The 23203-nt window shown below is 37.0% G+C and carries 19 protein-coding genes; 12 read left to right on the top strand and 7 right to left on the bottom strand.

Translation table 11 applies throughout. The annotated features are described in order from the left end of the window. Nucleotides 1-2: 2 nt before the first annotated feature. Nucleotides 3-1100, bottom strand: coding sequence for a DUF1573 domain-containing protein (locus KMW37_RS05675; protein WP_215223643.1), 1098 nt, complete (start codon nt 1098-1100; stop codon nt 3-5). Between the two features lie 71 nt (nt 1101-1171). On the opposite strand from KMW37_RS05675, the gene trpS reads away from it, so the two are divergent. Continuing rightward, nucleotides 1172-2146 carry a tryptophan--tRNA ligase gene (gene trpS, locus KMW37_RS05670; protein ID WP_215223642.1) on the top strand — a complete coding sequence of 325 codons (975 nt, stop codon included), beginning with the start codon at nt 1172-1174 and terminating at the stop codon, nt 2144-2146. Nucleotides 2147-2222: 76 nt separating this feature from the next. On the opposite strand, the gene KMW37_RS05665 is transcribed toward trpS, so the two are convergent. Continuing rightward, the gene (locus KMW37_RS05665) at nt 2223-2645 is read right to left on the bottom strand and encodes a hypothetical protein (protein WP_215223641.1); all 423 of its coding nucleotides are present in this window, start codon (nt 2643-2645) and stop codon (nt 2223-2225) included. Nucleotides 2646-3001: 356 nt separating this feature from the next. Here KMW37_RS05665 and hppD point away from each other — a divergent pair, with 356 nt between their 5' ends. Together hppD and KMW37_RS05655 are read left to right on the top strand one after the other, a co-directional pair. Next, nucleotides 3002-4096 (top strand): 4-hydroxyphenylpyruvate dioxygenase, encoded by a 1095-nt coding sequence (hppD, locus tag KMW37_RS05660; protein ID WP_215223640.1) that lies wholly within the window; start codon nt 3002-3004, stop codon nt 4094-4096. A gap of 125 nt (nt 4097-4221) precedes the next feature. Next, nucleotides 4222-5949, top strand: a complete 1728-nt coding sequence (locus KMW37_RS05655; protein ID WP_215223639.1) for a phospho-sugar mutase — start codon at nt 4222-4224, stop codon at nt 5947-5949. 46 nt (nt 5950-5995) lie between these two features. Here KMW37_RS05655 and KMW37_RS05650 read toward each other — a convergent pair whose 3' ends face one another. The 4 genes from KMW37_RS05650 to KMW37_RS05635 all read right to left on the bottom strand — a co-directional run bounded on the left by KMW37_RS05650 (nt 5996) and on the right by KMW37_RS05635 (nt 9971). Beyond that, on the bottom strand, nt 5996-6787 hold the full coding sequence (locus KMW37_RS05650) for a tRNA pseudouridine synthase A (protein ID WP_215223638.1): 792 nt from the start codon (nt 6785-6787) through the stop codon (nt 5996-5998). Nucleotides 6788-6850: 63 nt separating this feature from the next. Then, nucleotides 6851-7816 (bottom strand): L-histidine N(alpha)-methyltransferase, encoded by a 966-nt coding sequence (egtD, locus tag KMW37_RS05645; RefSeq protein ID WP_215223637.1) that lies wholly within the window; start codon nt 7814-7816, stop codon nt 6851-6853. A 10-nt stretch (nt 7817-7826) separates the two neighbouring features. Then, a complete protein-coding gene (egtB, locus tag KMW37_RS05640; RefSeq protein WP_215223636.1) occupies nt 7827-8969 on the bottom strand; it encodes an ergothioneine biosynthesis protein EgtB in 1143 nt (380 codons plus the stop codon). Nucleotides 8970-9029: 60 nt separating this feature from the next. Then, complete coding sequence (locus KMW37_RS05635) at nt 9030-9971, bottom strand: succinylglutamate desuccinylase/aspartoacylase family protein (protein WP_215223635.1); 942 nt, start codon at nt 9969-9971, stop codon at nt 9030-9032. Between the two features lie 134 nt (nt 9972-10105). On the opposite strand from KMW37_RS05635, the gene murB reads away from it, so the two are divergent. Further along, nucleotides 10106-11125: a UDP-N-acetylmuramate dehydrogenase gene (murB, locus tag KMW37_RS05630; protein ID WP_215223634.1), complete on the top strand. Its 1020-nt coding sequence runs from the start codon at nt 10106-10108 to the stop codon at nt 11123-11125. Here murB and KMW37_RS05625 read toward each other — a convergent pair. Further along, nucleotides 11122-11604: a deoxycytidylate deaminase gene (locus tag KMW37_RS05625; RefSeq protein WP_215223633.1), complete on the bottom strand. Its 483-nt coding sequence runs from the start codon at nt 11602-11604 to the stop codon at nt 11122-11124. The genes murB and KMW37_RS05625 overlap by 4 nt on opposite strands. A 295-nt stretch (nt 11605-11899) precedes the next feature. Here KMW37_RS05625 and KMW37_RS05620 point away from each other — a divergent pair, with 295 nt between their 5' ends. The 8 genes from KMW37_RS05620 (at nt 11900) to KMW37_RS05585 (ending at nt 23194) form a co-directional block, all read left to right on the top strand. Continuing rightward, nucleotides 11900-12715: a polysaccharide biosynthesis/export family protein gene (locus tag KMW37_RS05620; RefSeq protein ID WP_215223632.1), complete on the top strand. Its 816-nt coding sequence runs from the start codon at nt 11900-11902 to the stop codon at nt 12713-12715. A gap of 114 nt (nt 12716-12829) precedes the next feature. Next, the gene (locus KMW37_RS05615) at nt 12830-13999 is read left to right on the top strand and encodes an outer membrane protein assembly factor BamB family protein (RefSeq protein WP_215223631.1); all 1170 of its coding nucleotides are present in this window, start codon (nt 12830-12832) and stop codon (nt 13997-13999) included. Nucleotides 14000-14001: 2 nt separating this feature from the next. Next, complete coding sequence (locus KMW37_RS05610) at nt 14002-15156, top strand: polysaccharide pyruvyl transferase family protein (protein ID WP_215223630.1); 1155 nt, start codon at nt 14002-14004, stop codon at nt 15154-15156. Between the two features lie 369 nt (nt 15157-15525). Next, entirely contained in the window at nt 15526-17958 is a 2433-nt protein-coding gene (locus KMW37_RS05605; protein WP_215223629.1) for a GumC family protein, read from the top strand. Nucleotides 17959-18177: 219 nt separating this feature from the next. Continuing rightward, nucleotides 18178-19728: a lipopolysaccharide biosynthesis protein gene (locus KMW37_RS05600; RefSeq protein WP_317195553.1), complete on the top strand. Its 1551-nt coding sequence runs from the start codon at nt 18178-18180 to the stop codon at nt 19726-19728. A gap of 2 nt (nt 19729-19730) precedes the next feature. Continuing rightward, a complete protein-coding gene (locus KMW37_RS05595; RefSeq protein WP_215223627.1) occupies nt 19731-21164 on the top strand; it encodes a nucleoside/nucleotide kinase family protein in 1434 nt (477 codons plus the stop codon). Between the two features lie 6 nt (nt 21165-21170). After that, nucleotides 21171-21935 (top strand): hypothetical protein, encoded by a 765-nt coding sequence (locus KMW37_RS05590; protein ID WP_215223626.1) that lies wholly within the window; start codon nt 21171-21173, stop codon nt 21933-21935. Beyond that, entirely contained in the window at nt 21932-23194 is a 1263-nt protein-coding gene (locus KMW37_RS05585; RefSeq protein ID WP_215223625.1) for an O-antigen ligase family protein, read from the top strand. The genes KMW37_RS05590 and KMW37_RS05585 overlap by 4 nt, the downstream gene beginning before the upstream one ends. The last annotated feature ends 9 nt before the right edge of the window (nt 23195-23203 follow it).

Below are 23203 nucleotides of genomic sequence, written 5' to 3'. Positions count from 1 at the left end.
ATTTAGTCTATCCGGCTTTTAATAATGATTGTCCTGGTTGGGGTCCTTGGATCATTACTGAAAATAGTAATCATTTTATGGTCAATCCCCAACCTTCCTTTTGGGTCAAAAGTAAATTTTAATTCCGTCTGATCCCCTGGTTCCAAATCCATAGTAGGCAAATCATAAACCATGCAATCACAATTGGTAATCACTTTTCTGATATTAAGAGCTTGCCTTCCTGTATTGGTTATTTTCACACTCTTTGACACTAGATTCTTGCTTGATATTTTCCCCAGATCAATATTTACTTCAGCCAGGGCCAAATGTGGAACTTCATTGACCTCGCTTTTAGCTATCGGAGCAAAATACTCATGCACTGTGGTCAACAACCTCAAGTCTATTCCTTCATTACTATTTGACTCAATATTAAATGTTACTGTCTCATCAAAATAGCCAAGGTCTTCTTTTAGCTCCCCATCATATTGTATAGCTAGAAGCCCCCTTGATTTTGCCGGTACAATGGCTGGTACCATATTGATTTTAACATGTTCAGGGAGGTTCATCTCATTATGGTCCAAGGTAATTGGAAGGTCCTTGAAATTATAAAAATCCACATATTTGATTTTGGGCTCATTGGTAAAGACATTCCCCATATTGATGGAGCTAAACCTAAAACCTAAATCCCCTATTTTGTAATCGTAATAAGAAGCAACATTGGATGGATAAGGGATATTATTACCTGCTATAAACAAGGTATCTCCAAGCGGGTTAATATTGGTTTTCACCAAAACCTTTTTCTCAAATCTCCCCCCAAAACTGGTAGGCTGGTAGGCAACTTTAATAGCACCAATATCATCTTTATAAAGTGTATCTATTTCAAAATCAACCGTAGTGCAACCGCAATCGGTCAACACTTCCTCAATAATTATTGGTGATTCCCCATTATTGACCATGTAGAAAGCTGTATTAACTTGCCCATGCTCCTCCATCACTGCTCCTAATTCCGCATGGTTTCTTTCCCACATCAGGGGATTGGTGACAAGTCCCTGAGCACTAACAACAAAAGTCAAACAAAGAAAAAACAATAAGGTAATTAACGTCAATCCAATATTTCTCATAGTTACAAATAACGGTAAAATTCAAGCGAATTCTGTCTTTATTTCTTTAATTTGCGACAAAAATTTGACTGATGGCAAGAGTATTAACAGGAATTCAAAGCTCAGGGCGGCCACATTTGGGAAATATCCTTGGAGCAATAGTCCCCGCAATAGAGCTTACAAAAAAAGACAATAACGAATCTTTCATTTTTATAGCTGATTTTCACTCCCTAACCACCATTAAGGATGGAGAAAAAAGAAAAGAAAATGTACATGCAGTAGCAGCTGCCTGGCTCGCATTTGGACTGGACATTAGCAAAACAGTTTTTTACAGACAATCTCGTATTCCGGAAATCACTGAATTGACCTGGTACCTTAGCTGCTTTACCCCCTATCCTATGTTGGCAAATGCCCACAGTTTTAAGGATAAATCAGACAAACTTTCTGATGTCAATGCAGGATTATTTACTTATCCGGTTTTAATGGCTTCTGATATTCTTATGTTTGATGCAGACATCGTTCCTGTTGGAAAAGATCAAATGCAGCATTTGGAAATGACCCGTGACATAGCGTCATCATTCAACGCTAAGCTAGAAGAAGAAATCCTTACCTTGCCAGAAGCAAGGATCAATGAAGAAGTAATGATCATTCCTGGCACTGATGGCCAAAAGATGAGCAAATCATACAATAATTATATTGACATCTTCCTTCCTCCAAAACAGTTAAAGAAGAATATCTACAGTATTGTAACGGACAGCACCCCGCTTGAAGAACCTAAGAATCCTGACACTTGTAATGTGTTTAAATTATTTAGCCTTGTGGCAGATAAGGATCAAACGGAGGAACTGAGACAAAAATACCTTGGGGGCAATTTTGGCTATGGGCATGCTAAAAAAGCCTTATTGGATCTGATCACTGAAAAATATGCTAAGGAAAGAGAAACCTTTGACTATTATATGAACAATCTGGATGAACTAGACAGCAAACTAGCTGAAGGTGAAGCAAAAGCCAAAGAAATAGCTCAAAACACCCTCCTTAAAGTAAAAAATAAATTAGGCTTTACCTGAATCAAAAAACATAGATTACTGGAAAAAAAAACACCCCAATTTATTTGGGGTGTTTTTTTATATATACCTAGGTAATTTATCTCGATCTCCATAGATCCTTCATCGCAACTCCATTGATTTGCATCACAAAACGGGTTGGATTAGGGACAATGATAATTCTTACATCCTGACCATCAAATTGCTCTGATTCAATAGGCACTCCCTCTTTACCTTTTACTTCATATGAAACAATACCTCTGGCATCTGGAAGCATAGGAATATACTTATTGGCCAAATAAGCAGATGGCAACAAAATATCAGTATCAGAATCCAGCTTGTCATAAATCTTTTCCAACTCCCCCTCAAGGGCATCGCCATACTCCTCGTTGAAATCATCTTCTAAATCATGCATCTCCTCTTCGATATCATCGTAATTGTCGTCTGCATAAGTCAATTTACTCAACTCTATTCTTTTCTCTACAATAGCGGTTAGGTCTTTGTCTAACTTATCTAAGTCCATTATTTTTTGTTGATTTTGAATTTAAATATGAAGGTAGATAATCCCTAAGGAGTTTCCAAGAGGATATTTCTCTTGCAAAAGGCTTTCCACCTAATTATTACCTATTCCAGATCTTCTATTTGCCTTTTATTGTTTTAATAGAAAACACTGTCACCATTGTTTATATCAATAGAACGATCAAAACAAAAATAAAAAAAGTCTGCCAAGGTTTTTCAAAGCAGTTAAAAAAATCAATAATCATTAAGTAAATTCATTGGTGAAACAGGTAGATAATCCTATTGGTTAGAAAAGCCCTTCGTTTAAAATGATATATTTGATAAATACTATGAATGTATAAACCCAAAATATAATAACCTATGGAAACTGATTTTCTTCCTCTAAACGGAACAGACCATGTCGAATTTTATGTAGGTAATGCCAAGCAAGCAGCTTTGTTCTATCAATATGCTTTTGGTTATACCCTAATTGCTTATGCAGGTCCAGAAACAGGAATGAGGGACCGTGCCTCTTATGTGTTGAGTCAGGGTAAAATCCGGCTTGTACTGACAAGTGCATTAAATGAATTCCACCCAATTGCTGCCCATGTCAAAAAACATGGTGATGGTGTAAAAGTTTTGGCGCTATGGGTAGATGATGCTGAAAAATCATGGCAGGAAACCACTTCTCGAGGAGCTAAGTCTTTTGAAGAACCACAAACTTTGGAAGATGAACATGGAAAAGTAAAAATTGCCTCCATCCATACCTATGGAGAAACCATCCACACATTTGTGGAAAGAAAAAACTATAACGGTCCCTTTCTTCCTGGATATAAGAGTAAGGAAAGCGGATATAACTCCACGCCTGTTGGCTTCAAATACATTGATCACTGTGTAGGAAATGTGGGTTGGGGTGAAATGAACAAATGGGTAGAGTTTTATGAAAAAGTTATGGGCTTTAGCTTACTGGTCACTTTTGACGACAAGGATATTTCAACTGAATATTCAGCCCTAATGTCAAAAGTAGTCTCCAATGGCAATGGTTATATCAAATTCCCCATCAATGAGCCTGCTGAAGGCAAGAAGAAATCACAAATAGAAGAATATTTGGACTTTTATAATAGCCCAGGAGTCCAACATATAGCCATTGCAACAGATGATATTATCCAGACTGTTGGTGAACTTAGAAAAAGAGGCGTTGAATTCCTTGAAGTTCCCGCTGCATATTATGAAGAGATGCCAACTAGAGTGGGAAAAATAGATGAGGCCCTCAAGCCACTTAAAGACCTTAACATATTGGTGGACAGAGACAATGAAGGCTATCTGCTCCAGATCTTTACCAAACCAGTTCAAGACCGACCCACTTTATTCTTTGAAATCATCCAAAGAAAAGGCGCCAAATCTTTTGGTAAGGGCAATTTTAAAGCCCTTTTTGAGGCCATTGAAAGGGAGCAAGAATTGAGAGGCAACCTGTAACCCTCCACTCTGTTTAGCTTAAAAGTTAAAGAATCATCACTTTTTAGGCTAAAGCTTTCTTTACAAGTGGCAATAATCGCTTTTATGCTTAAATTAGATTTTCATTTCAAGCTTTTTACAAAATCATGACAGACGCATCCATAATTAGCAAAGCCCAAAGCTGGCTTAATAGTAACATTGACCAAGAAACAAAAAACCAAATCCAAGCATTAATAGAGGCTGAAAATCAATCAGAACTCATTGATTCTTTTTATAAAGATTTAGAATTTGGAACAGGTGGCCTTAGAGGTGTAATGGGTGTCGGTTCTAATAGAATGAATGTCTATACGGTAGGAATGGCGACTCAAGGCTTGGCCAATTACCTTCTGGCTTGTTTTCCAGGTGAGGAAATAAAGGTGGCCATCACCCATGACTCCAGAATCAACAATACGCTCTTTGCTGACACTACTGCCAATGTGCTTTCAGCAAATGGTATAAAAGTGAAATATTTCAAGGAGATGCGCCCTACTCCTATGCTTTCCTATGCTATTCGCTATTATGGATGTAAAAGTGGAGTAATGATCACTGCATCACACAATCCAAAAGAATACAATGGTTACAAGGCCTATTGGGAAGACGGTGGACAAATAGTGGCTCCACATGACAAAAACATCATCTTGGAAGTTCAAAAGATCAAATCTATAGATGAGGTTAAATGGGACAAAAATGAAAGCCTGATCGAGTACATTGGTCATGAAATGGACCTAAGCTATCTGAATGACATCAAAAAATTCAGCCTTTCTCCAAAAGCTATCCTGAATCAAAGGAATATGAGCATAGTCTTCTCTCCCATACATGGTGCTTCTGGTAAAATGGTTCCTGCAGCCCTTAAAACCTTTGGTTTTGAAAATATCCATGTGGTAAAAGAGCAGGCTGAACCTGATGGAAACTTCCCCACTGTGGTTTATCCAAACCCAGAAGAAGCGGAGGCATTAACCTTGTCACTTAAATTAGGAAAAGAAGTGAATGCGGAATTAGTACTTGCTTGCGACCCTGATGGAGACAGGTATGCAGCTGCTATACCAAATGAAAAAGGAGAATTTGAACTGCTCAACGGAAACCAGACAGGAACACTCCTCACCTACTATTTGCTCACCATGTGGAGCAAAAGAGGTCATTTTACTGGTGATCAATTTATGGTAAATACCATCGTGACCACAGAATTGATTGAAGAAATATGTAAAGGATTTGGTATTCCTTGTTATAGAGTACTTACTGGGTTCAAAAATATAGCAGCGGTAATCAGAGAACTTGAAGGTAAAAAAGAATTTATCGGTGGCGGAGAAGAAAGCTATGGTTTTTTGGTTGGAGACGCTGTAAGGGACAAAGACGGTGTTTCAGCTTGTGCTATGCTGGCAGAAGTGTTAGCTTATTACAAAGAGCGTGGGATGACCTTATTTGATGTTTTGGCCGAAATCTATCAAAAATTCGGTTTTTATAAGGAATCCCTGATATCAGTTACTAAAAAAGGCAAGGATGGTGCTGAGCAAATCCAGCAGTTAATGCATGGTTTCAGAACCAACAGACCAGAGACCATAAATGGCATTAAAGTAACCAAAGTCATTGATGTTTTAGAAAGCAAGTTGTACGATATTGAAAAAGGTACTACTGAGGAACTAGAATTGGATAAGTCCAATGTAATTCAGTTTTACCTTGAAGATGGAAGCAAAATTTCAGCAAGACCTTCTGGTACTGAACCAAAAATCAAATATTATATCTCCGTTAATGAACACTTTCCAAATAGAGAGGCTTACAGAGCTGTAGAAGCATCCTTGGCGAAGAAAATTGAAGGACTGAAAAAATTCTTCGAATAAAGATTGATAAACTTGACAGAAAAGGCCCTTTTGATGAGGGCCTTTCTTATTTTTCGTAAATAACATCGTACAATACCAGCCCTGTTGGAAGAGCTTTTCTACTTAATGGCCCTATTTCCAATTTACCTTTCAAGGCCTCTTCTAAGTCGCTTAAGGCTATTTTCCCCTTTCCCAAATCGTAAAGAGCCCCCATCATTAACCTCACCTGATTCCTGAGAAAACCTTTTCCCCGTACCCTAAAACAGAAACTAGGCTCACTCAACTCCCATGACCCATCAGATGTTTCTATCTTATCAATTATAGCCAAATCAATAAACCTTTTGAAAACAGTTTCCGGTTTTGGTTTGGTACAAAAATTCCTGAAGTCGTTTTCTCCTTCAAACAACTTGGCACCTTCCTTCATCAGTGGGACATCCAATTTCTCTGGAAAAACAACCGTATAAGGGGCTGAAAACGGATGGGGCTTAGTTCCAAACGAAAAGTAAAATCGATACTCCTTCTCAATCACGTCTTGGATAACATTAAACTGAGGCCCAACCTGTTTGGCAGAAAGCAATCTAATATCGTCCGGTAAGAAAGCATTGCAGCTTTTGACAGTTCTATCCAGATTATCTATGGGCTCAGCAGAAAAAAGTTCGAAAGCTCCATTGAGACACGACACGCCTGTATCTGTTCTTCCTGATCCTAGAATATTGAATTCTTCTATGCCCAAAGCCCCCTTGAAGGCCCTTTGTAACATTTCCTGAATGGTTTTCACCCCCGGCTGTTTTTGCCAACCGTGATAACGAAAGCCTAAATATTGTACCCGAAATAAGTAGGTATATGGTTTACTTTTCATGAATTAATTCCAAACATTCTATTGAGGGACCGAAGGTAATCATTTCAAATTCAAAATTGAATTTCACCTTTTTCTCCACAAGCTATCAGTGAAAAATTCATGATCATCCTGAAAATTATTAAGGATTTCGAAGCCACTTTCTTCCGCAAGAGTACTCAATTCATCCTTATCGTATTTTTTGGACACCTCAGTATGAATAGCCTCAGCCTTTTTAAAGTGAAAAGTTTCCGCCAAAGCTTCAAGCTGAACTTCTTGGTCAGTCAAACTAACCAAATAACTTCTACATTCCCCGCTGACAGGATTATAAACTGGCCAATGTTTAAATTTACTCAGGTCAAAATTCCCTCCTAATTCCTTGTTTATCCTGTTCAAGACATTGAGGTTAAAATCCCTTGTGACTCCTTGGCTATCATCATAAGCTCCTAGAATCAACTCTGGATCTTTTTTGAGATCAAACCCTATCAATGCATAATCACCTATTGACAATGCCTTTCCTAGTAATTGCAATATTTCTTTAGCTTCCTCAAGAACGAAATTACCGATATTAGCGCCTAAAAAGAGCAGGAGAGTAGGACGATCATTATTCCAAAGTTTTTCCTTCAAGGCTTTTCTATAAACATTTTCTATCGGTCGAATCTGAATCCCGTCAAACTTGTTTTCCAAGCTTTCCTTCAAGTGGCTCAGAGCATTTCCTGAAATATCGATGGGATAGTAAGTATAATCTGCATTTTGGGCCTGCAAATATTCAATCAGGATTTTTGTTTTCAGGCCATCCCCAGCTCCCATTTCTACCAGATTAAATGATTGGCTTAAATCTAAAATTGGGCTTAAAATGGAGGGATGGAAATGGTTTAAAATCGAAAACTCGGTTCTGGTGAGATAATATTCCGGGAGTTGCATAATTTGCTGGAAGAGCATATCTCCCCTGTGGTCATAAAAATACTTGGAGGACAAATATTTGTTTGGGGCACTTAAGCCAGATTGAACATCCAGCGCAAATTCACTTTCCTTATTTAAAATAAATTCCATTTTTTGATAATTATTTTTGACAAGGTCTTATTCCTGTAAACTGCCACCTATACTGCGGGTGGAAAAAATTCCTGTATGTCTTTCTTGAATGCCCTGCAGAAGTAGCCACCGAAGCTCCTCTAAGCACCATTTGATTGACCATAAATTTACCATTGTACTCTCCAATGGCTCCAGCTGCTTTTTGATATCTTGGATATGGCAAATAGGCCGAATTGGTCCATTCCCATCTGTCGCCCCAATTTAGCTTCTCTGAAGCAACCTCCCACTCTGCCTCAGTTGGCAACCGATAACCAGCCCATTCTACATAAGCAGCAGCTTCATAAAAGGACACATGAGTAACTGGTGCATTAAAGTCCAAGTCTTTTAATCCATCCAAGGTATAGCATTTATATTTTCCCTGTATTTCTTTCCAATATAAGGGAAGTGAAAGCTGGTTTTCAGTGACCCAGGCCCAGCCATCTGACAGCCAAAACTCATGATTTTGATATCCACCTTTTTTAATAAATTCAAGGTACTCACCATTAGTCACCAGATTGGTTGAAATGGAAAATTCCTCTAAAAAAACCTGATGCCTTCCCTGTTCATTATCATAACAAAATCCCTCCCCTTCAAATCCTATGGAATATAAGCCCTCATTGATCTTTTGCCATCCCCGGCTTTTTTGAGCCGAATACTCCCTTATGTTTAGAACAGCAGGATACAATGGATTCAACCACAGATTGTACTTCAAATCTGTAATTAACAATTCCTGGTGCTGTTGTTCATGATTCAGCCCTAGTACGATTGCTTGCTCAATTTCCTCATTCAACTGTCTACCCAGTAAAAGCTGCATTCGTTCGTCAATATAATCCCTATAATCAAAAACATCTTCCACACTTGGCCTGGTCATTAAACCTCTTTGATTTCTAGCCGTACGCTCACCCACGGCATTATAATAACTATTAAAAAAATAACTAAAATCAGGATGGAACTCCTTATACTCTGCCAAATACTTTTTGAGAACAAAGGTTTCAAAAAACCAAGAAGTATGCGCTAAATGCCATTTAGTGGGGCTCACATGGTCTGAGGCCTGAACCACAAAATCCTCTGTCTCCAAATGCGAACATAACTGTATGGTTAAATCCCGTACTTGTTTGTATTTTTCAAAAGTCATGATTGAGCTATTCCAAAATTAATATCTATTGCTTTTGTTTAACCTTTTCTGCAACATGCCTTACAATCCCTTACCGATATGGAAAATAGCATCTCCAGCATTTACTACCGGGGAATTATTTACCCCAACTATATAACCATTTGACCCGCTTTTTACCGACACCTTAACCTGTCCATATGGATCGGATATTTTAGCCAACACCTGCCCCTTCTTCACTGCTTCTCCTGCCTTGGCAATAGGTGTAAATATTCCGGACATTTTTGCTCTTGTCCAAGAACTCTCTTTCATCAAAATATACTCTCCTTGATCTATTTCCCTATCGATCATTCCCAAGTGAGCAAGCACCCTTTTCGTTCCCAAAATAGCTTCATCAATGGCAAGATCATCCAATCTCATTGATTCTCCCCCCTCATAAACTAAAATATGCTTTTTAAGTTTAAATGCCTCTTTTCTAAATGATTTATCAATGTGATTTGAATTGATAATAAACTTAGCTCCAAATACCTTTGCCAGTTCCAACCCTTTGGTATCCTTAAAATCCACCCTTACTTGGGGATAATTGGAAAGCATTCTTCCACCAGTATGCATATCAATACCAAAATCAATATTTGGGATGATTTGGTTCGTGAGTATATACGCAATCTGTGATGCCAAAGATCCTTTATTACTCCCTGGAAAACTTCTATTTAAGTCACGCCCATCTGGAAAAGTCCTACTATTACTCAAAAACCCATAGACATTAACCAGCGGAATATAAATTATGGTGCCTCTCTTTGGCTTAAAAAGTCCTTCCTCTAGCATCCTTTTTACAGTCACTATCCCGTTCATTTCATCACCATGTACTCCGCCGCTTATCAAAACTGTTGGGCCATCATCCTTGGCCCTGTCTATAAAAACAGGCAGATCAATCAATGTGTGAGTAGGTAGCCTGGCAATGGCTATTTCAATATTGATGGATTGACCAGGTCTTATTCGGACCCCATTAATTACCATTTCTTTCATAAATTGCTTTAATTCATTTTCCTGAAGCAGATCACTTTCTTATTGCTTAAAATCTTACTTAATTCGCAGAAGAATAATTGTGGGCGTTATAATTCTAAAAAGAAAGCCACAGCTACTTCAACCAATAATCTCCTATGAAGATACAAGAAAACATTTCTTTAAAACCATATAATACTTTTCAAATTGATAAAAAAGCCCGGTTTTTCACCAAGGTAAAATCCAAGGCAGAATTAATAGAAGCCATTGAATTTTCAAGGTATAAAAACCTCCCCTTATTTATCTTGGGAGGAGGTAGCAATATCTTGATCACCAAAGATGTTTTTGCCTTAGTGGTCAAAATCGATATTAATGGAATTGAAGTCACTAAAGAAAATGATGAGCATATCTGGGTAAGAGTGGGTGCTGGGGAAATCTGGCATGAATTTGTGTTAAAAGCCATTCAAAATCAATGGGCAGGCGTGGAAAACCTTTCATTGATCCCTGGCACTGTAGGGGCGTCTCCCATGCAAAATATTGGTGCCTATGGGGTAGAAATCAAGGCAGTATTTGATCATTTGGAGGCGATTAACAGAAACACCTTAAAATCAGAATTATTTGATCAGCAAAAATGCAATTTTGGTTACAGAGAAAGTATTTTTAAAAATAAGGAGAAGGACAATTATGTAATTACTCATGTAACCTTTAAGCTTTCAAAAAAACCTGTTTTCAATATTAGTTATGGAGCTATCCATGAAACCTTAAAGGAAATGGGCATCAAAGAAGATCAATTAAGCATAAAGGCTGTAAGTGATGCTATAATTTCAATAAGAGAAAGTAAACTTCCTAATCCTAAAGAAATTGGAAATGCCGGCAGTTTCTTTAAAAACCCAACAATTGCCCTTGAGCAATATGAAGAATTAAAAAAGCAATATTCGGACATTCCTGGATACTCTCAGGAAACCGGAGTTAAGGTACCTGCTGCTTGGTTGATAGAAAAATCAGGTTGGAAAGGCAAAACCTTCGGCCACATAGGCGTACATAAGAAGCAACCACTAGTCTTGGTCAACTATGGAAATGGAGATGGTGAAACTATAAAGGCCCTTGCAGAGAAAATTCAAAAGGATATTCAGGCGAAATTCAATATTTTACTAAGCCCAGAAGTTAATTTTATTTAAATCAAATTATCTTCAAAGCTTATCTCTTTCTCATATTGTTCCGCCTTAACACCAAATTTCCTTAAGAAATCCACTCCTTCATCTGAAGGCAGTCCTTTATAATCTGCATAAGAATACATATAGATAACCTTGGCTACGCCCATCGAATAAATGATCCTTGCACAGGCAAGGCAAGGTGCAAGGGTAACATACAGGGTTGATCCCTCTACTGATGCATTGTTTTTAACAGCATAAAGAATGGCGTTTTGTTCTGCATGTAAAGCCAGGGAACAGCTTCCCTTACTGTCTCTGCTACAACCTTCTTTTGGAAATTCCTCATCGCAATTATGTGTACCTGAAGGAGGCCCATTATAACCTATCGAAATAATCCTAGTCTCCTTTGTCAACACTGCTCCCACATGTTTTTTTATACAATGGGACCTTTTGGCCAAGTTAACGGCCAACTCCATAAAAATATCATCAAAATCAGGTCGGGACATTTTAGAACATTTCAAATTTAACTTCACAAAAGTAAGAAAGAAATTTTCAGCCACCAGCTAATCCTAACTTAATTCTTTTGAAGGAAATATGGGGCTATAATAATTTACCGCCTATTACAATACAAGCTATTTTTTACATGTTTTAGTTTTAAAAAACTTTTTTTTGTATTTACAATTCATTTTTTATGGTTTTAAATGGGTAAATAGATTTTTATAGTCTATATTTAATCTTTCATTTATCTGATTATCAAACTTTTCACTTTTTACCTAATTGATCATTTTGAAATATTAAAGCATGAAACCTATAAAAATATTAGTGCTAATTACTTTGTTCTCAATTTGTGTATTCAGCTGCATATCCAATAAGAAGGTAATCTATCTGCAAGATGAAGGCAAGGAGGAATTCGTTTCGAGACAAGGGGAACAAGTAGTACATAAAGTTGAAGATTACTATTTATTGTACAATGACGTGGTGGATATTTCCATAAGAACCACGAGTCCAGAAATAAATATGATTTTTAGTGATCCAAATGCCCTTACAACTAGTAGAATGGCCAGTGGTGGACTTATGAGTGGTGGGGATGTATTTTTCCTACAAGGTTATTCTATTGATGATAATGGCATGGTCGAACTTCCATTGATTGGAGAGATTTCCCTGGTTGGGCTCACCACCAAAGAGGCTAAGCTGCTTATTGAGGAAAAGCTAAGAGAATACATTGTAGCTAATGAGTTTTTTGTACGTGTTAGGTTGGGAGGAATAAGGTACAGTGCCTTGGGGGAATTTCTGAGACCTGGAAAATACACCCTTTTACAAAACCGAGTTACCATATTTGAAGCTATTGCCAATGCTGGAGACCTAACCATTTATGCCAATAGAGACCAAGTACATTTAATAAGACAATACCCTGAGGGATCAAAAAACCATACCATCAACCTTAATAACAAGGACATTATGGAATCTGAGTTTTACTTCCTTAAGCCAAACGACCTTATTTATGTGGAACCTATGAAAGTACGAGAATTGGGCACGGGAGCTACATTAATCCAAACCTTCCAATTATTGGTTAGCCTTGTCACTGTAGGCCTACTGGTTTACACTGCCACCAATTGATTCTCAAAAAAAGGGATATATACCTAACTCATATAAACCTAATTAAACCAGAGTTGATAATTAAGTCCAGTAAATAGCCTTATTCCAACGCCAACTGATTTAACAATTATTGATATGTTTCTTTTCAATAAATACAGAAATGCGCAGCAAGATTTTATCACAGGAAATAAAACTCCTGTTGTTAATTGGAAAAGGTTTTTGAATACCAATCCCATATATGGAGCAGAATCCACAGCAGTAACAGATAAGGATGGAAACTTATATTTTGGATCACACAGTGGAAATTTTTACTCCCTTGATAAGGATGGAAATATCAGATGGTCCTTTCTGACAAAAGAAAAAATATATTCCTCCCCCCTTCTACTGGAAGACAAGGTGTATTTTGCTGGAGGAGATGGGTATTTCTATTGCATCAACTTAAACGGAGAATTATTGTGGCAAAAAAACCTCTCTATTCAAAAGGGACGGCTTAAAAACAGCAAGAAAGTAAACTCCCTAATACATTTCCCATTTACCTATGATATTAAAAAGAAGAAAAACATAGTCTATAAATCCTGGAGCTCCCCCAACTACACAGATGGAAGAATTTTCATAACTGGATTTGGTACAGGACTGCACTGCTTGGATGCCCAAGGAAAAACCCTTTGGCAATATGATTTAGGATTTCCAAGGTACCAGCTTTCAGGAGTTGCCATAGACGAAGATAACCATATCTATTGTGCGTCAAGAAGAGGATATGCCCATTGCTTCACCAAGGAAGGGAAACTCAACTGGAAAAAGAAAATAAAACTTTTCTGGGAGCCCTGGGGCAATCCTGTTGTGTGCCATATCAAAAAGCAAGTCTACTTCTTCTTTGCTAAAGGAGAAAGTAAAGGCCTGGTATGCGCTCTTGATTCACAAGGGAACATCAAATGGGAAATATCTACAGGTGCAATAAGAGGCTCCTGTGCCGTTTCCAGAGATGGATCCACCATATTTTTCTGTGATCTCCAGGGATATATCTATAAGGTAAATACTTCGAAAGGAGAAATAATAAAAAGTAAACAAATTAATAATGTCAGCAGGGGCCTTTGGATCACCCCCACTCTTGATGGTGAAAACAACCTTTTGCTTTCTACCAAGGATGGCACAAGTAGTGGACGACTGATCAAATTAAATCAGGACCTTGAAATCATCTGGCAATTTGAAAACAATAAGATATTGTCTGTTCCGGTCATCAATCAATCCGGTGATATATATATCGGAAGCTGGGACGGATATTATTATTCTTTAAAAACCAATTGATTATGAAAATCGGCATTTTAACCTTCCATTACTCCATAAACCCTGGGTCTGTGATACAAGCATTTTGTGTCTTTAATTTGCTAATAAAGGGATTTCCAGGGGCAAAAGTGGAAATCATCAACTTAATCCCAGCCAACAGGGAGAAAGTTGAAAGAGGATTTTTCAGTGTTAAACCTCCATTTTTCAGATACCGAAAATTCGCCAAGTATAATTCAATTAGGAAGTTCGTGAATAAACACCTTGCCGTTTCAAAACTTTGCGAACATGAAGATTTGAATAAGCAAATCCAATATATCAATGACCAGGCATATGACTATATCTTCACAGGCAGTGATACTGTCTGGATGCATTCAGAAAAATTGGGGAATGTACTACCTCATATATATTTCCTTCCTGGCGAAATAAAGGCTAAAAAAGTTTCCATTTCTGCCTCAGTAGACCCTCTCACTCATGAATCAGAGTTTCTAAACAAAAAAGATGTATTAGGCAGCTTGTTAAATGACTATAAAAAAGTCTTGGTGAGGGATAGTGTCACCTATGACCTACTCAAGGAAATTGGAGTGGAAGATCTCGATAAGATATCTGATCCAACATTCCTATATGATTTTGAAAAGGACATCAAACTAAAGACCAACAAAAGCAGCAAACTGAAGAAAAAAGTGGTCCTTATTGAAATCACAGACGACAAAATAATTCAAGACATTACTAACCTATTAAAGGAGCACTCCGATCAATACCAGTTTATTGACAGAAGAAAAAGTCTTCATATTTACGAGGATTTTGTAATTGACCATATCAACTTATTTAGCAAAATAGATATACTTATTACAGACAGGTTTCATAGTTCCATCTTTGCCATGAAGCTTTCAAACACCCTGGTAATTAATGTAGAACGGTACAATAAAAATCCAACACCAAGAAGCAAGGGTAGAGACCTCTTTTCTCGAATTGGAATACCCGAATATTGCATCCGACTGGAAAAGGACAACCAGCAGGAATTTAATCATAAACTGATTTCATTAATAGAAAACTGGAGCCAAAGTGAGTTTTCAAAAAGGGAAAATTTAATTGACCAATTCATTAATATGAACAAAGAACTTTGGCATTCAACACTTCAACAAATCACTATGGAAAAAGATAATATTGAACAAGTATAGTGGGCTTTCAAATTAAAATTATGGCAATGATTCTACCTCATAATTTTAGTCCACTTGACGCATTCCTAACTAAATATCCTATAAATAAAACTGCTTAGGTCGCTATTAGGGTAAAAACATATTTTTTCAATATATTTTACCTTTTTATGTATTTATAATTCATTTTTTAATGTACAAAAATAGGATATTTAAGATCAAAAAATTAAATTAAACCATTGATTCTGTAGGAATGCGACAATTTGAAATCCTAAGCAAAACCATGTTTGAATCGAAAGTATATAAAAGTCCAAACTCCAAATACCCTAAAAACCAAAAGGGAAACATTTAATACATTCTTCTATCTGGCAAGGGGCAAAAAATACAACAGTCATGAAACTTATCCCTAAAAATACATCAGAGGACTATTTAGAGGAAGCAGAGGTCCAGTCATTTAATGCGAAGGACTATTTGCTCCGTTATTTTAAATTTTGGCCATATTTTTTACTGTCAATAATTGTAGCCTTGGCTGCTGCATTTATTGCCAACAAATTTGTAACACCCCAATACAAAGTAGAAAGTAAGTTTTTAATCAAAGAGGACAATCCAAATGCGGGTATTCTGGATCTAACAGGATTAGCTACAGGAAAAAGATATTCCGGTGATCAAATGTCCAATGAGTCTATTACGATGAAATCCAAACCTATGGCTCGAGGAGCACTGGAAAGATTGGATTTTGATGTTGAATACTATAGTACAGATTTACAAATTCCCATAGAAGTTTATAAGTCGGCTCCCATTGAGGTGGAAGTGGACTGGAAACACCCCCAGCTAACTGAAACAATAATCAATATCACCTGGGAAAGTCCAACAAGCTATGTTTTAGATCTCCCTGAGGATTTATATAATAGGTATTCTCCAGAAACTGGCAGGACCGTTGAGATCCCGAAGCCCTTTTTAAGGATGAAGGCGTTTCCTTTTGGAGAATGGTTGGAGGTGGATGATTTGCGCATTAAGGTTTCCCTAAATGAAAAATATAAAACTCCTTCTGGAGAATATCTCATAAAAATCAGGTCACAAAATAGTCTGGTTGCACAGTATACGGGAGAAAACCTTCAGATTTTTCCAATGGACCCCAACTCAACTATTTTGGGGCTTTCCCTCATCACCAAAAATGCCCAAAAGGGTATCGATTACCTTAACCAGTTGATGGAAATTTATCTGGAGCATGAACTATTGGAAAAAAACAAATTGGCTAGCAATACAGTTGATTTCATTGACAATCAGATAGCTGGTGTGTCAGACTCCTTGGGTTTTATAGAGAACAGACTTCAAAACTATAGAAGCAGTCATAAAACCTACAATATTGGTTCAGAGGGAAATTCTATGTTTGACAGAATCTCCAATTTGGAAAGTGAGCTGGCCCAACATCAATACAAAAAGGAATATTATCAAAATCTACAAGATTACTTGAGCAAGGAAGATTATAATGAAATAGTTATGCCTTCTGGTCTGGGTATTGATGACCCTATTTTAAATACGCTTATTGACAACTTAATCAAACTACAATCAGATAAGTCTAGATTGATGGTTTACCTTAAGGAAGCATCCCCATCTGTCAAAGAGGTCAATAAAAAGATTAAGGACCTCACTTCATCCATCCGGGAAGTCATACAAAATGCTGGAAAAACTACTGATCAGGCAATTGCAGATCTACAAAGCAGGATAAGAAAGATGGAGTCTGATTTCAGTAAACTTCCATATACAGAGCAAAACCTTTTGAGAATTCAGCGTCAATTCGCCATCAATGAGAGCATTTACACCTTCTTATTGCAAAGAAGGGCAGAATCAGCCATCTCTCTTGCCTCAAACACCACTACAAACAAAATAGTGGAATATGCAGGTCCAGGTTCAACGCCAATTACCCTACCCTATTTGACCAATTATATAATAGCCTTAATTGCCGGGATCGTAATCCCTTTCAGCATAATTACACTGGCATATATGTTTAATCAAAATATTAGGGACCTTAATGAGGTAGAGAAAAAGCTAAACGTACCTGTTCTTACTCAAATAGGTAGAAACAAGTACAAATCCAACCTAGTTGTTTTAAACGAACCTCAATCTGCAATAACGGAATCATTTAGGTCCCTTAAAACCAACATTCATTTCATAAGCCCCAAAGAAAAAAGAGTAACCATTGCCCTTACTTCAAGCATAAGTGGAGAAGGAAAAACCTTCTGTGCCATTAACTTGGCCTCAACCTTTTCATTAAACAACAAAAAGACAATACTGGTCGGTTGTGACATGCGCAAGCCCAAAATATTTGGGGATTTTGAACTGAAAAATGATATAGGCCTAAGTACATATTTGAGCATGCAAAACAGTGACCTTTCTAGCGTCATTCAAACCACCAAATATAAAGATCTTGATATACTTGTGGCTGGACCAATACCTCCTAATCCTTCTGAACTATTAGTAAGTAGTCATTTTGAGAATTTAATTAGAGAACTCCAAGCCAAATATGATGTAGTAATCCTGGACACTCCTCCTTTGGGACTAGTCAGTGAAACCCTAGAAATACTTCAATTGGTTGATTTAACCTTGTTCATGATAAGGTACAATTACAGTAAGATTTCTTTTATCAGTGAAATCAACAAACTGAAAAGAAAACTTGGCCAGCCACATCTCTACGCAGTAATCAATGATGTTTCAGGCAAGGAATTGACCTATGGAGGATATGGCTATGGATATTATAAGGAAGATCGAAAACGGAGTCTATTTGAGAGGCTAATTGGTAGGACCAGCAGAAATGTTGGTTTATAAAGGTAACAGTTAGATCAGAAACAGTTTATTCCGCTCACAAAAAACTCTCAAAACGTTCATTTCCTGTAAGTTACCAACCATTGGGACTGACCGGGCGAAGCTGTACCTACCTTCTTATTAAAGCTAAAGATATTAATTATCAGCCAGTTAAAACAATCCATGGACTCTGAAAATAAGGTCTTTAATAAATCGTCTTTTCCTATATCAAAACATAATAAAGTGATTAGCAAGACTACAACTACGAAGAAATCAAAGGAAAACCTTAAACAGTATGCCTACCTAAATTCTCTAACCGAGATAATAGATCATGTAGGTGTTCAGATCATTGGTTTTGTAGTCAATCCCTTTATAGTAAGTGGCCTGGGTAGTAGTTTATATGGTATTTGGCAAATGTTGACCCAAATGACAGGTTATGCGGGCATAGCAGATACCAGGGCTACACAAGTATTAAAATGGTCGGTTTCTAAAAAAAGGGACGTAGCTTCAGATGAAGACCTGAGAAGTGAGGTTACCTCAGCATTTGTAATTACCCTTTTAATATTACCCATAGTGCTAATTGTTGGAAGCATTGTCATTTGGTATGCTCCAAGCGTTATCAATATGGATGAAAGTTATTCCAACCTGATTAGAATAACATGTTCATTATTAATCCTAACCCTAGTAGTCCATAAGGTATTTGATATTTTCGAAGCCTCCCTCAGAGGAATGAACCTAGGTTTTAAACGAATGGGACTAAGGGCAGGTATTATTGCCGTTGGTGGAGTGATGAAGGTCTTAGTAATTACCATGGGATTTGGATTAATTGGCCTGGCGTCCGTTCAGGTTTTTGTCGCGCTGGTTTTGGGCATTTCTTATTATTATATAGTAAAAAAAAGTGTTCCTTGGTTTGGTTTTGGCAAGACAAATAAAACCAAGGTAAAATCCTATGGTAAACTTAGTGGCTGGTTCATGGGCTTAATGGTTACCAAGATGATGCTCAATAACAGTGATAAAATTGTACTTGGATACTTAATCGGACCTGTTTTTGTCACAAAATACACCCTGACCTTGTTCACCTCATTTGCTATTAAAGGAATCGTTTCTGCCATCACAACAGGCATCATTCCAGGGATTGGAGGCATATTTGGAAAAGGGGAATATGAAAAAGTTCAGAGTGCTAGAAATTCCATCATTACGATTAACTGGGTATTGGTAAGTGCATTGGGAATCTTAGTGCTTTTGTTCAATCAATCCTTTATCAGCCTTTGGGTGGGATCTGAGCACTATGCAGGAAATTTAGAAAACCTTCTGATTTTGGTGATAGCCATACAGTATATATTCTTCCAAATGGATAGTGATATCATTAACCTGACCTTAAAATTAGAAATCAAGGTCTTACTATCATTTCTTGCTGCCTCCATTTCAATTCTTTTGGCTTTTTTATTGGTCAAAGAATTCAGCATTCTAGGCCTTTGTGCAAGCATAATTTTGGGAAGGATGATTTTGACAATTGGGTATCCGATTGTCATCAAAAAAAGAATAAATGACCATAGTAATTTGCTAACCTTCAAGTCTCTCAGACCAATTCTCGCAAGTCTACTCCTACTCTCCTTAGCTTGTTATATGGGCCAATGGATTGAAATCAGCAGTTGGTACTACTTGGTATTCATGATCATCATTAGCTTTCCCATCAGTATACTTTTAATCTGGTGGATAGGTGTTTCCAGTGAAAATAAAAAGGTCGTTTTGGACATCATTTCAAAGATTAAGTTCTTTAAAAAATTCAGTTAATCTTGGCAGATAATATCCCTACGTACCAGTCAAAATTGCTTTTAGAAGCTTTGCAACTAGAAGGTATTCGCTTTGCACACTGGAAGGGGAACCAGCATATAATGGAGTCATTGGAAGGGCTATCTGACATAGAAATCCTAGTAGATCCCAAGGACAAACCAGCTTTTGAAAAAATAATGAACAAACTCCGGTTCAAAAAGGCCATTAGCCCAAAATGGAACGCATACCCATATGTAGAGGATTGGGTGGGCTTTGATAAGGAAACAGGGAATCTGCTTCATTTACATACTCATTATGCTATAGTGACAGGTATAAAGTATGTCAAACATCTTTACCTGCCTTGGCTGGATGAGTATTTTTCCCATTTGAAAATAGACGAAAATTCAGGTTGGCCAATTCCAATTCCTGAATTGGAATCAATAGTACTCTTCATTCGCGTTTGGGCCAAAATGCCTCCAAAAAAACGATTAAACAAATCTCCTGAAGTACCTGAAAAAAGATTAGAAGAATTGCTTGGCCTACTACATCAATGTGAGGATGAAAAACTCAGTTCAACTTGTGAAAAATTACAAATTAAAACGCCGGAGAGATTTTTGGAAACAATAAACAAAATACGTTTAGAAGGTGACCAAAAGGAGATAATTAGGCTTTCAAAACATTTTTATAAACAGGTAAAAGCACATTACCGGAAATCCTGGATCAGTTCCTTGGCACAGTCCTATTACTATACCTATTACCTAAAAGTAGCTTCTTTTTTTTTTCGTTTCTTTTCTCCTATGAGATTTAAAAAGAAGCTCAATTCCGAAGGAAAAATAATAGCATTAATAGGAAGTGATGGTGCAGGTAAAAGTACCTTAAGTAAAGACATTGTAAAATGGCTCACATTTAAGTTGGACACACATTATTTCTATTTGGGAAAATACCCTTTTATACAATCATATGATAAAGTGCTTTTTTCCCTTTCCAATCTTCTCCATTCAAAAAGCACTTTATCGAAAAAACTAAGAAAAATATTGGGAGATTATTATTACCTGATGTTGCCCCAAAAGAAAATCGACATGCTTCATCAGGCAAATAAAATAAGGGAAGGTGGAAGTTTGGTTATTTGTGACCGCTTTCCTCAGAATAATGTGTATGGAATGCATGATGGCCCACAACTTCAAAATGGGGTACCTACAGAAAAATCAACAAAAGAATTGTCGCTATTTAAAAAAATTGAACAAATGGAGCCGGATATGATATTCAAATTAATGGTAAGTCCTGAAATAGCTATCCAAAGGAAATCATCTCACAACCCGGCAATGATCAAACAGAAATGCGATAAGCTTGATAATATCTCCTTTAAAAATGCCAAGGTCATAGAAATTGACACCAGCATGCCCTATGACAAGGTACTATTAAATATAAAAAATGAAATCTGGAACAATCTTTCATAAATAAAGATGAACCCCCATCCCAACATAGTTCAAATAATAGGTGTACCTGGAGTAGGAAAATCATCTATTTTCAAAGAGTTATGCAATGATTGGAACAGCAAGCAAAATTGGACTCATTTGGAGGCATTGATTGATCAAAGAAAAAGCAGAGCTGAAAGAGTTACCAAAAGATCCATTAATCTATTAAAGCGCCTTTTAAATATTAAAAACCATCAATCCTTCCCGACCAATAAAGGGATTCAATTTGCCCATGACAATATGGAGCTGAGTAATTTTTTCTGGAAGCATTTATCCAATACTGAATTTGAGGCTAATGCTGACCCAGGCCAAAGGTTTAGGTCTGCATTTTTTCTTTATAGGGATTTTTGCCGCTATCAAGTTATCCAAGACCATGCTAATGGAATCCCCTGTGTAATGGATGAAGGTTTTTTACAAAAATCCTTCTTAGTCCATTCTGAAAAAAGAATAATAGATGCGGTTTTGGATGATTACCTATCCCTGATCCAACTTCCCAAGGCCATGATATGGATCCATGTTAAGCCCATTGATATTATCATAGAAAGAATAAAAAATCGGTCTAAAAGGATTGCTTCCCAAATTGATCTTGAGGATGAAAAACTCAAAATCGAAACAATAAAATGGCGTAAGCTTATAAAACGGCTTATCAAAAAAACTGAACTAAAAGGGGTTAAAATTTATAAAATAGATGGTAGGAATTCTATTAAATACAATGTGGAAAAGGTAAAAACCATCCTTAGCGATTTATCATGATCAATTGGTTCTTCCATATTATAGAGTTTGCGATATATGGCTTTTCCATATATCTGCTGATATACAAGGACGATAAAATCCTTTTCTATCTGCCTGTAGTATTTTATGCCTATTTCATGATTGATCCTATAGCCCCAGCGAGTTTAAATTATCTTTTAAACCTTTTGCTAATAGGTAAGGTAATACACTATCATCCGTCCTTCTTTAAGAACAACCCATTTGCCTTGATTCTCGGCATACTATATATATTTCTTTTGCATAAAACTACCGATTTCGTTTTTATTAGACCCTATATGTTTTCGGTCATTTCCCTGTTTATTTTTATTCCTTTGACAGTTGAGGTTTATAAAAAATATTCTAGACCAGAATTGTTCAAGGAATTATATCGGTCAGCTATAATTGTATTGATATTATTTGTACTAAATGCCCTTGCTTCTACAATAAGTGGATTTGCCCCCACAGAAATGTATGGGATCAAAAGTGGTATTTTATTCGGTAATCAGGACACCACTTTTTTCAATATTCTTGCATTTGCCTTCTTTGTGACAGTTTACCGATTGACCAGTCAAAATAGACCTTTAGATTTATTGCTATTCATTGTTGCACTGAGTTTTATCATGCTTTCGTTAAGGAGGTCTGCAATGGGCCTAAGCGCCATGTCTATCGTCACCATGTTAATCATTTTGGTCCTTAGGGGGAAAGTCGAAAAGGTAGTTGGTTTTATTTTACTCAGCATATTTGCTGGAGCCTTCATATATTTTAGCACCGATTTTATTGAGGAGTTCATCCATCGAGTTGAGCTCAGGAAGCTTGATGAAAGAGAGCTCGCTGAAGAAAAACGCTTCTTCGAATACGAAATGCTTTACAAGGATACTTTTGTCACTTATGATTACGATCCTTGGCTGGGTTATGGCCTCTTCGATAGTCGTGGAAACTACGGCAAGGGGGCCTTTGGAGAACGCTCCCTGCACGGCGACCTGACTAATATTTTTCATTCCACAGGTATAATAGGCGTATTCCTTTACCTGGCCATGATTGCCACCGCTTTTGTACAAGCTTTAATGAGAGTAAAATCAAGCACTGACTTCCTTATTGTTTGTTTTTGCGGGTTGGTATTTGGAGTCTATACAATTACGGGTAGATACACTCAGGTGGACAATATGTTCATGATGACCCTTGTGCTTATGTTACCTATGGGAAAAGTCAGAAGAAAATCACAAAAAAAAGAAATCACCCATGAAACAACTTTACCAAACTAGCCAAACTAA

Origin of the sequence: Echinicola shivajiensis (assembly GCF_018642165.1) — a bacterium.
GTDB lineage: Bacteria > Bacteroidota > Bacteroidia > Cytophagales > Cyclobacteriaceae > Echinicola > Echinicola shivajiensis.
Note: the sequence above shows the minus strand (reverse complement) of the source record. Positions and strands in the feature narration are given on the sequence as shown.

Coding starts and splice junctions, on each gene's coding strand:
- KMW37_RS05655 (WP_215223639.1), top strand. CDS start 4,222: ATGACAGACGCATCCATAATTAGCAAAGCCCAAAGCTGGCTTAATAGT.
- KMW37_RS05625 (WP_215223633.1), bottom strand. CDS start 11,604: ATGTCCCGACCTGATTTTGATGATATTTTTATGGAGTTGGCCGTTAAC.
- egtB (WP_215223636.1), bottom strand. CDS start 8,969: ATGACTTTTGAAAAATACAAACAAGTACGGGATTTAACCATACAGTTA.
- KMW37_RS05635 (WP_215223635.1), bottom strand. CDS start 9,971: ATGAAAGAAATGGTAATTAATGGGGTCCGAATAAGACCTGGTCAATCC.
- KMW37_RS05620 (WP_215223632.1), top strand. CDS start 11,900: ATGAAACCTATAAAAATATTAGTGCTAATTACTTTGTTCTCAATTTGT.
- KMW37_RS05610 (WP_215223630.1), top strand. CDS start 14,002: ATGAAAATCGGCATTTTAACCTTCCATTACTCCATAAACCCTGGGTCT.
- KMW37_RS05615 (WP_215223631.1), top strand. CDS start 12,830: ATGTTTCTTTTCAATAAATACAGAAATGCGCAGCAAGATTTTATCACA.
- KMW37_RS05650 (WP_215223638.1), bottom strand. CDS start 6,787: ATGAAAAGTAAACCATATACCTACTTATTTCGGGTACAATATTTAGGC.
- trpS (WP_215223642.1), top strand. CDS start 1,172: ATGGCAAGAGTATTAACAGGAATTCAAAGCTCAGGGCGGCCACATTTG.
- KMW37_RS05665 (WP_215223641.1), bottom strand. CDS start 2,645: ATGGACTTAGATAAGTTAGACAAAGACCTAACCGCTATTGTAGAGAAA.
- KMW37_RS05675 (WP_215223643.1), bottom strand. CDS start 1,100: ATGAGAAATATTGGATTGACGTTAATTACCTTATTGTTTTTTCTTTGT.
- murB (WP_215223634.1), top strand. CDS start 10,106: ATGAAGATACAAGAAAACATTTCTTTAAAACCATATAATACTTTTCAA.
- egtD (WP_215223637.1), bottom strand. CDS start 7,816: ATGGAATTTATTTTAAATAAGGAAAGTGAATTTGCGCTGGATGTTCAA.
- KMW37_RS05590 (WP_215223626.1), top strand. CDS start 21,171: ATGAACCCCCATCCCAACATAGTTCAAATAATAGGTGTACCTGGAGTA.
- KMW37_RS05585 (WP_215223625.1), top strand. CDS start 21,932: ATGATCAATTGGTTCTTCCATATTATAGAGTTTGCGATATATGGCTTT.
- hppD (WP_215223640.1), top strand. CDS start 3,002: ATGGAAACTGATTTTCTTCCTCTAAACGGAACAGACCATGTCGAATTT.
- KMW37_RS05605 (WP_215223629.1), top strand. CDS start 15,526: ATGAAACTTATCCCTAAAAATACATCAGAGGACTATTTAGAGGAAGCA.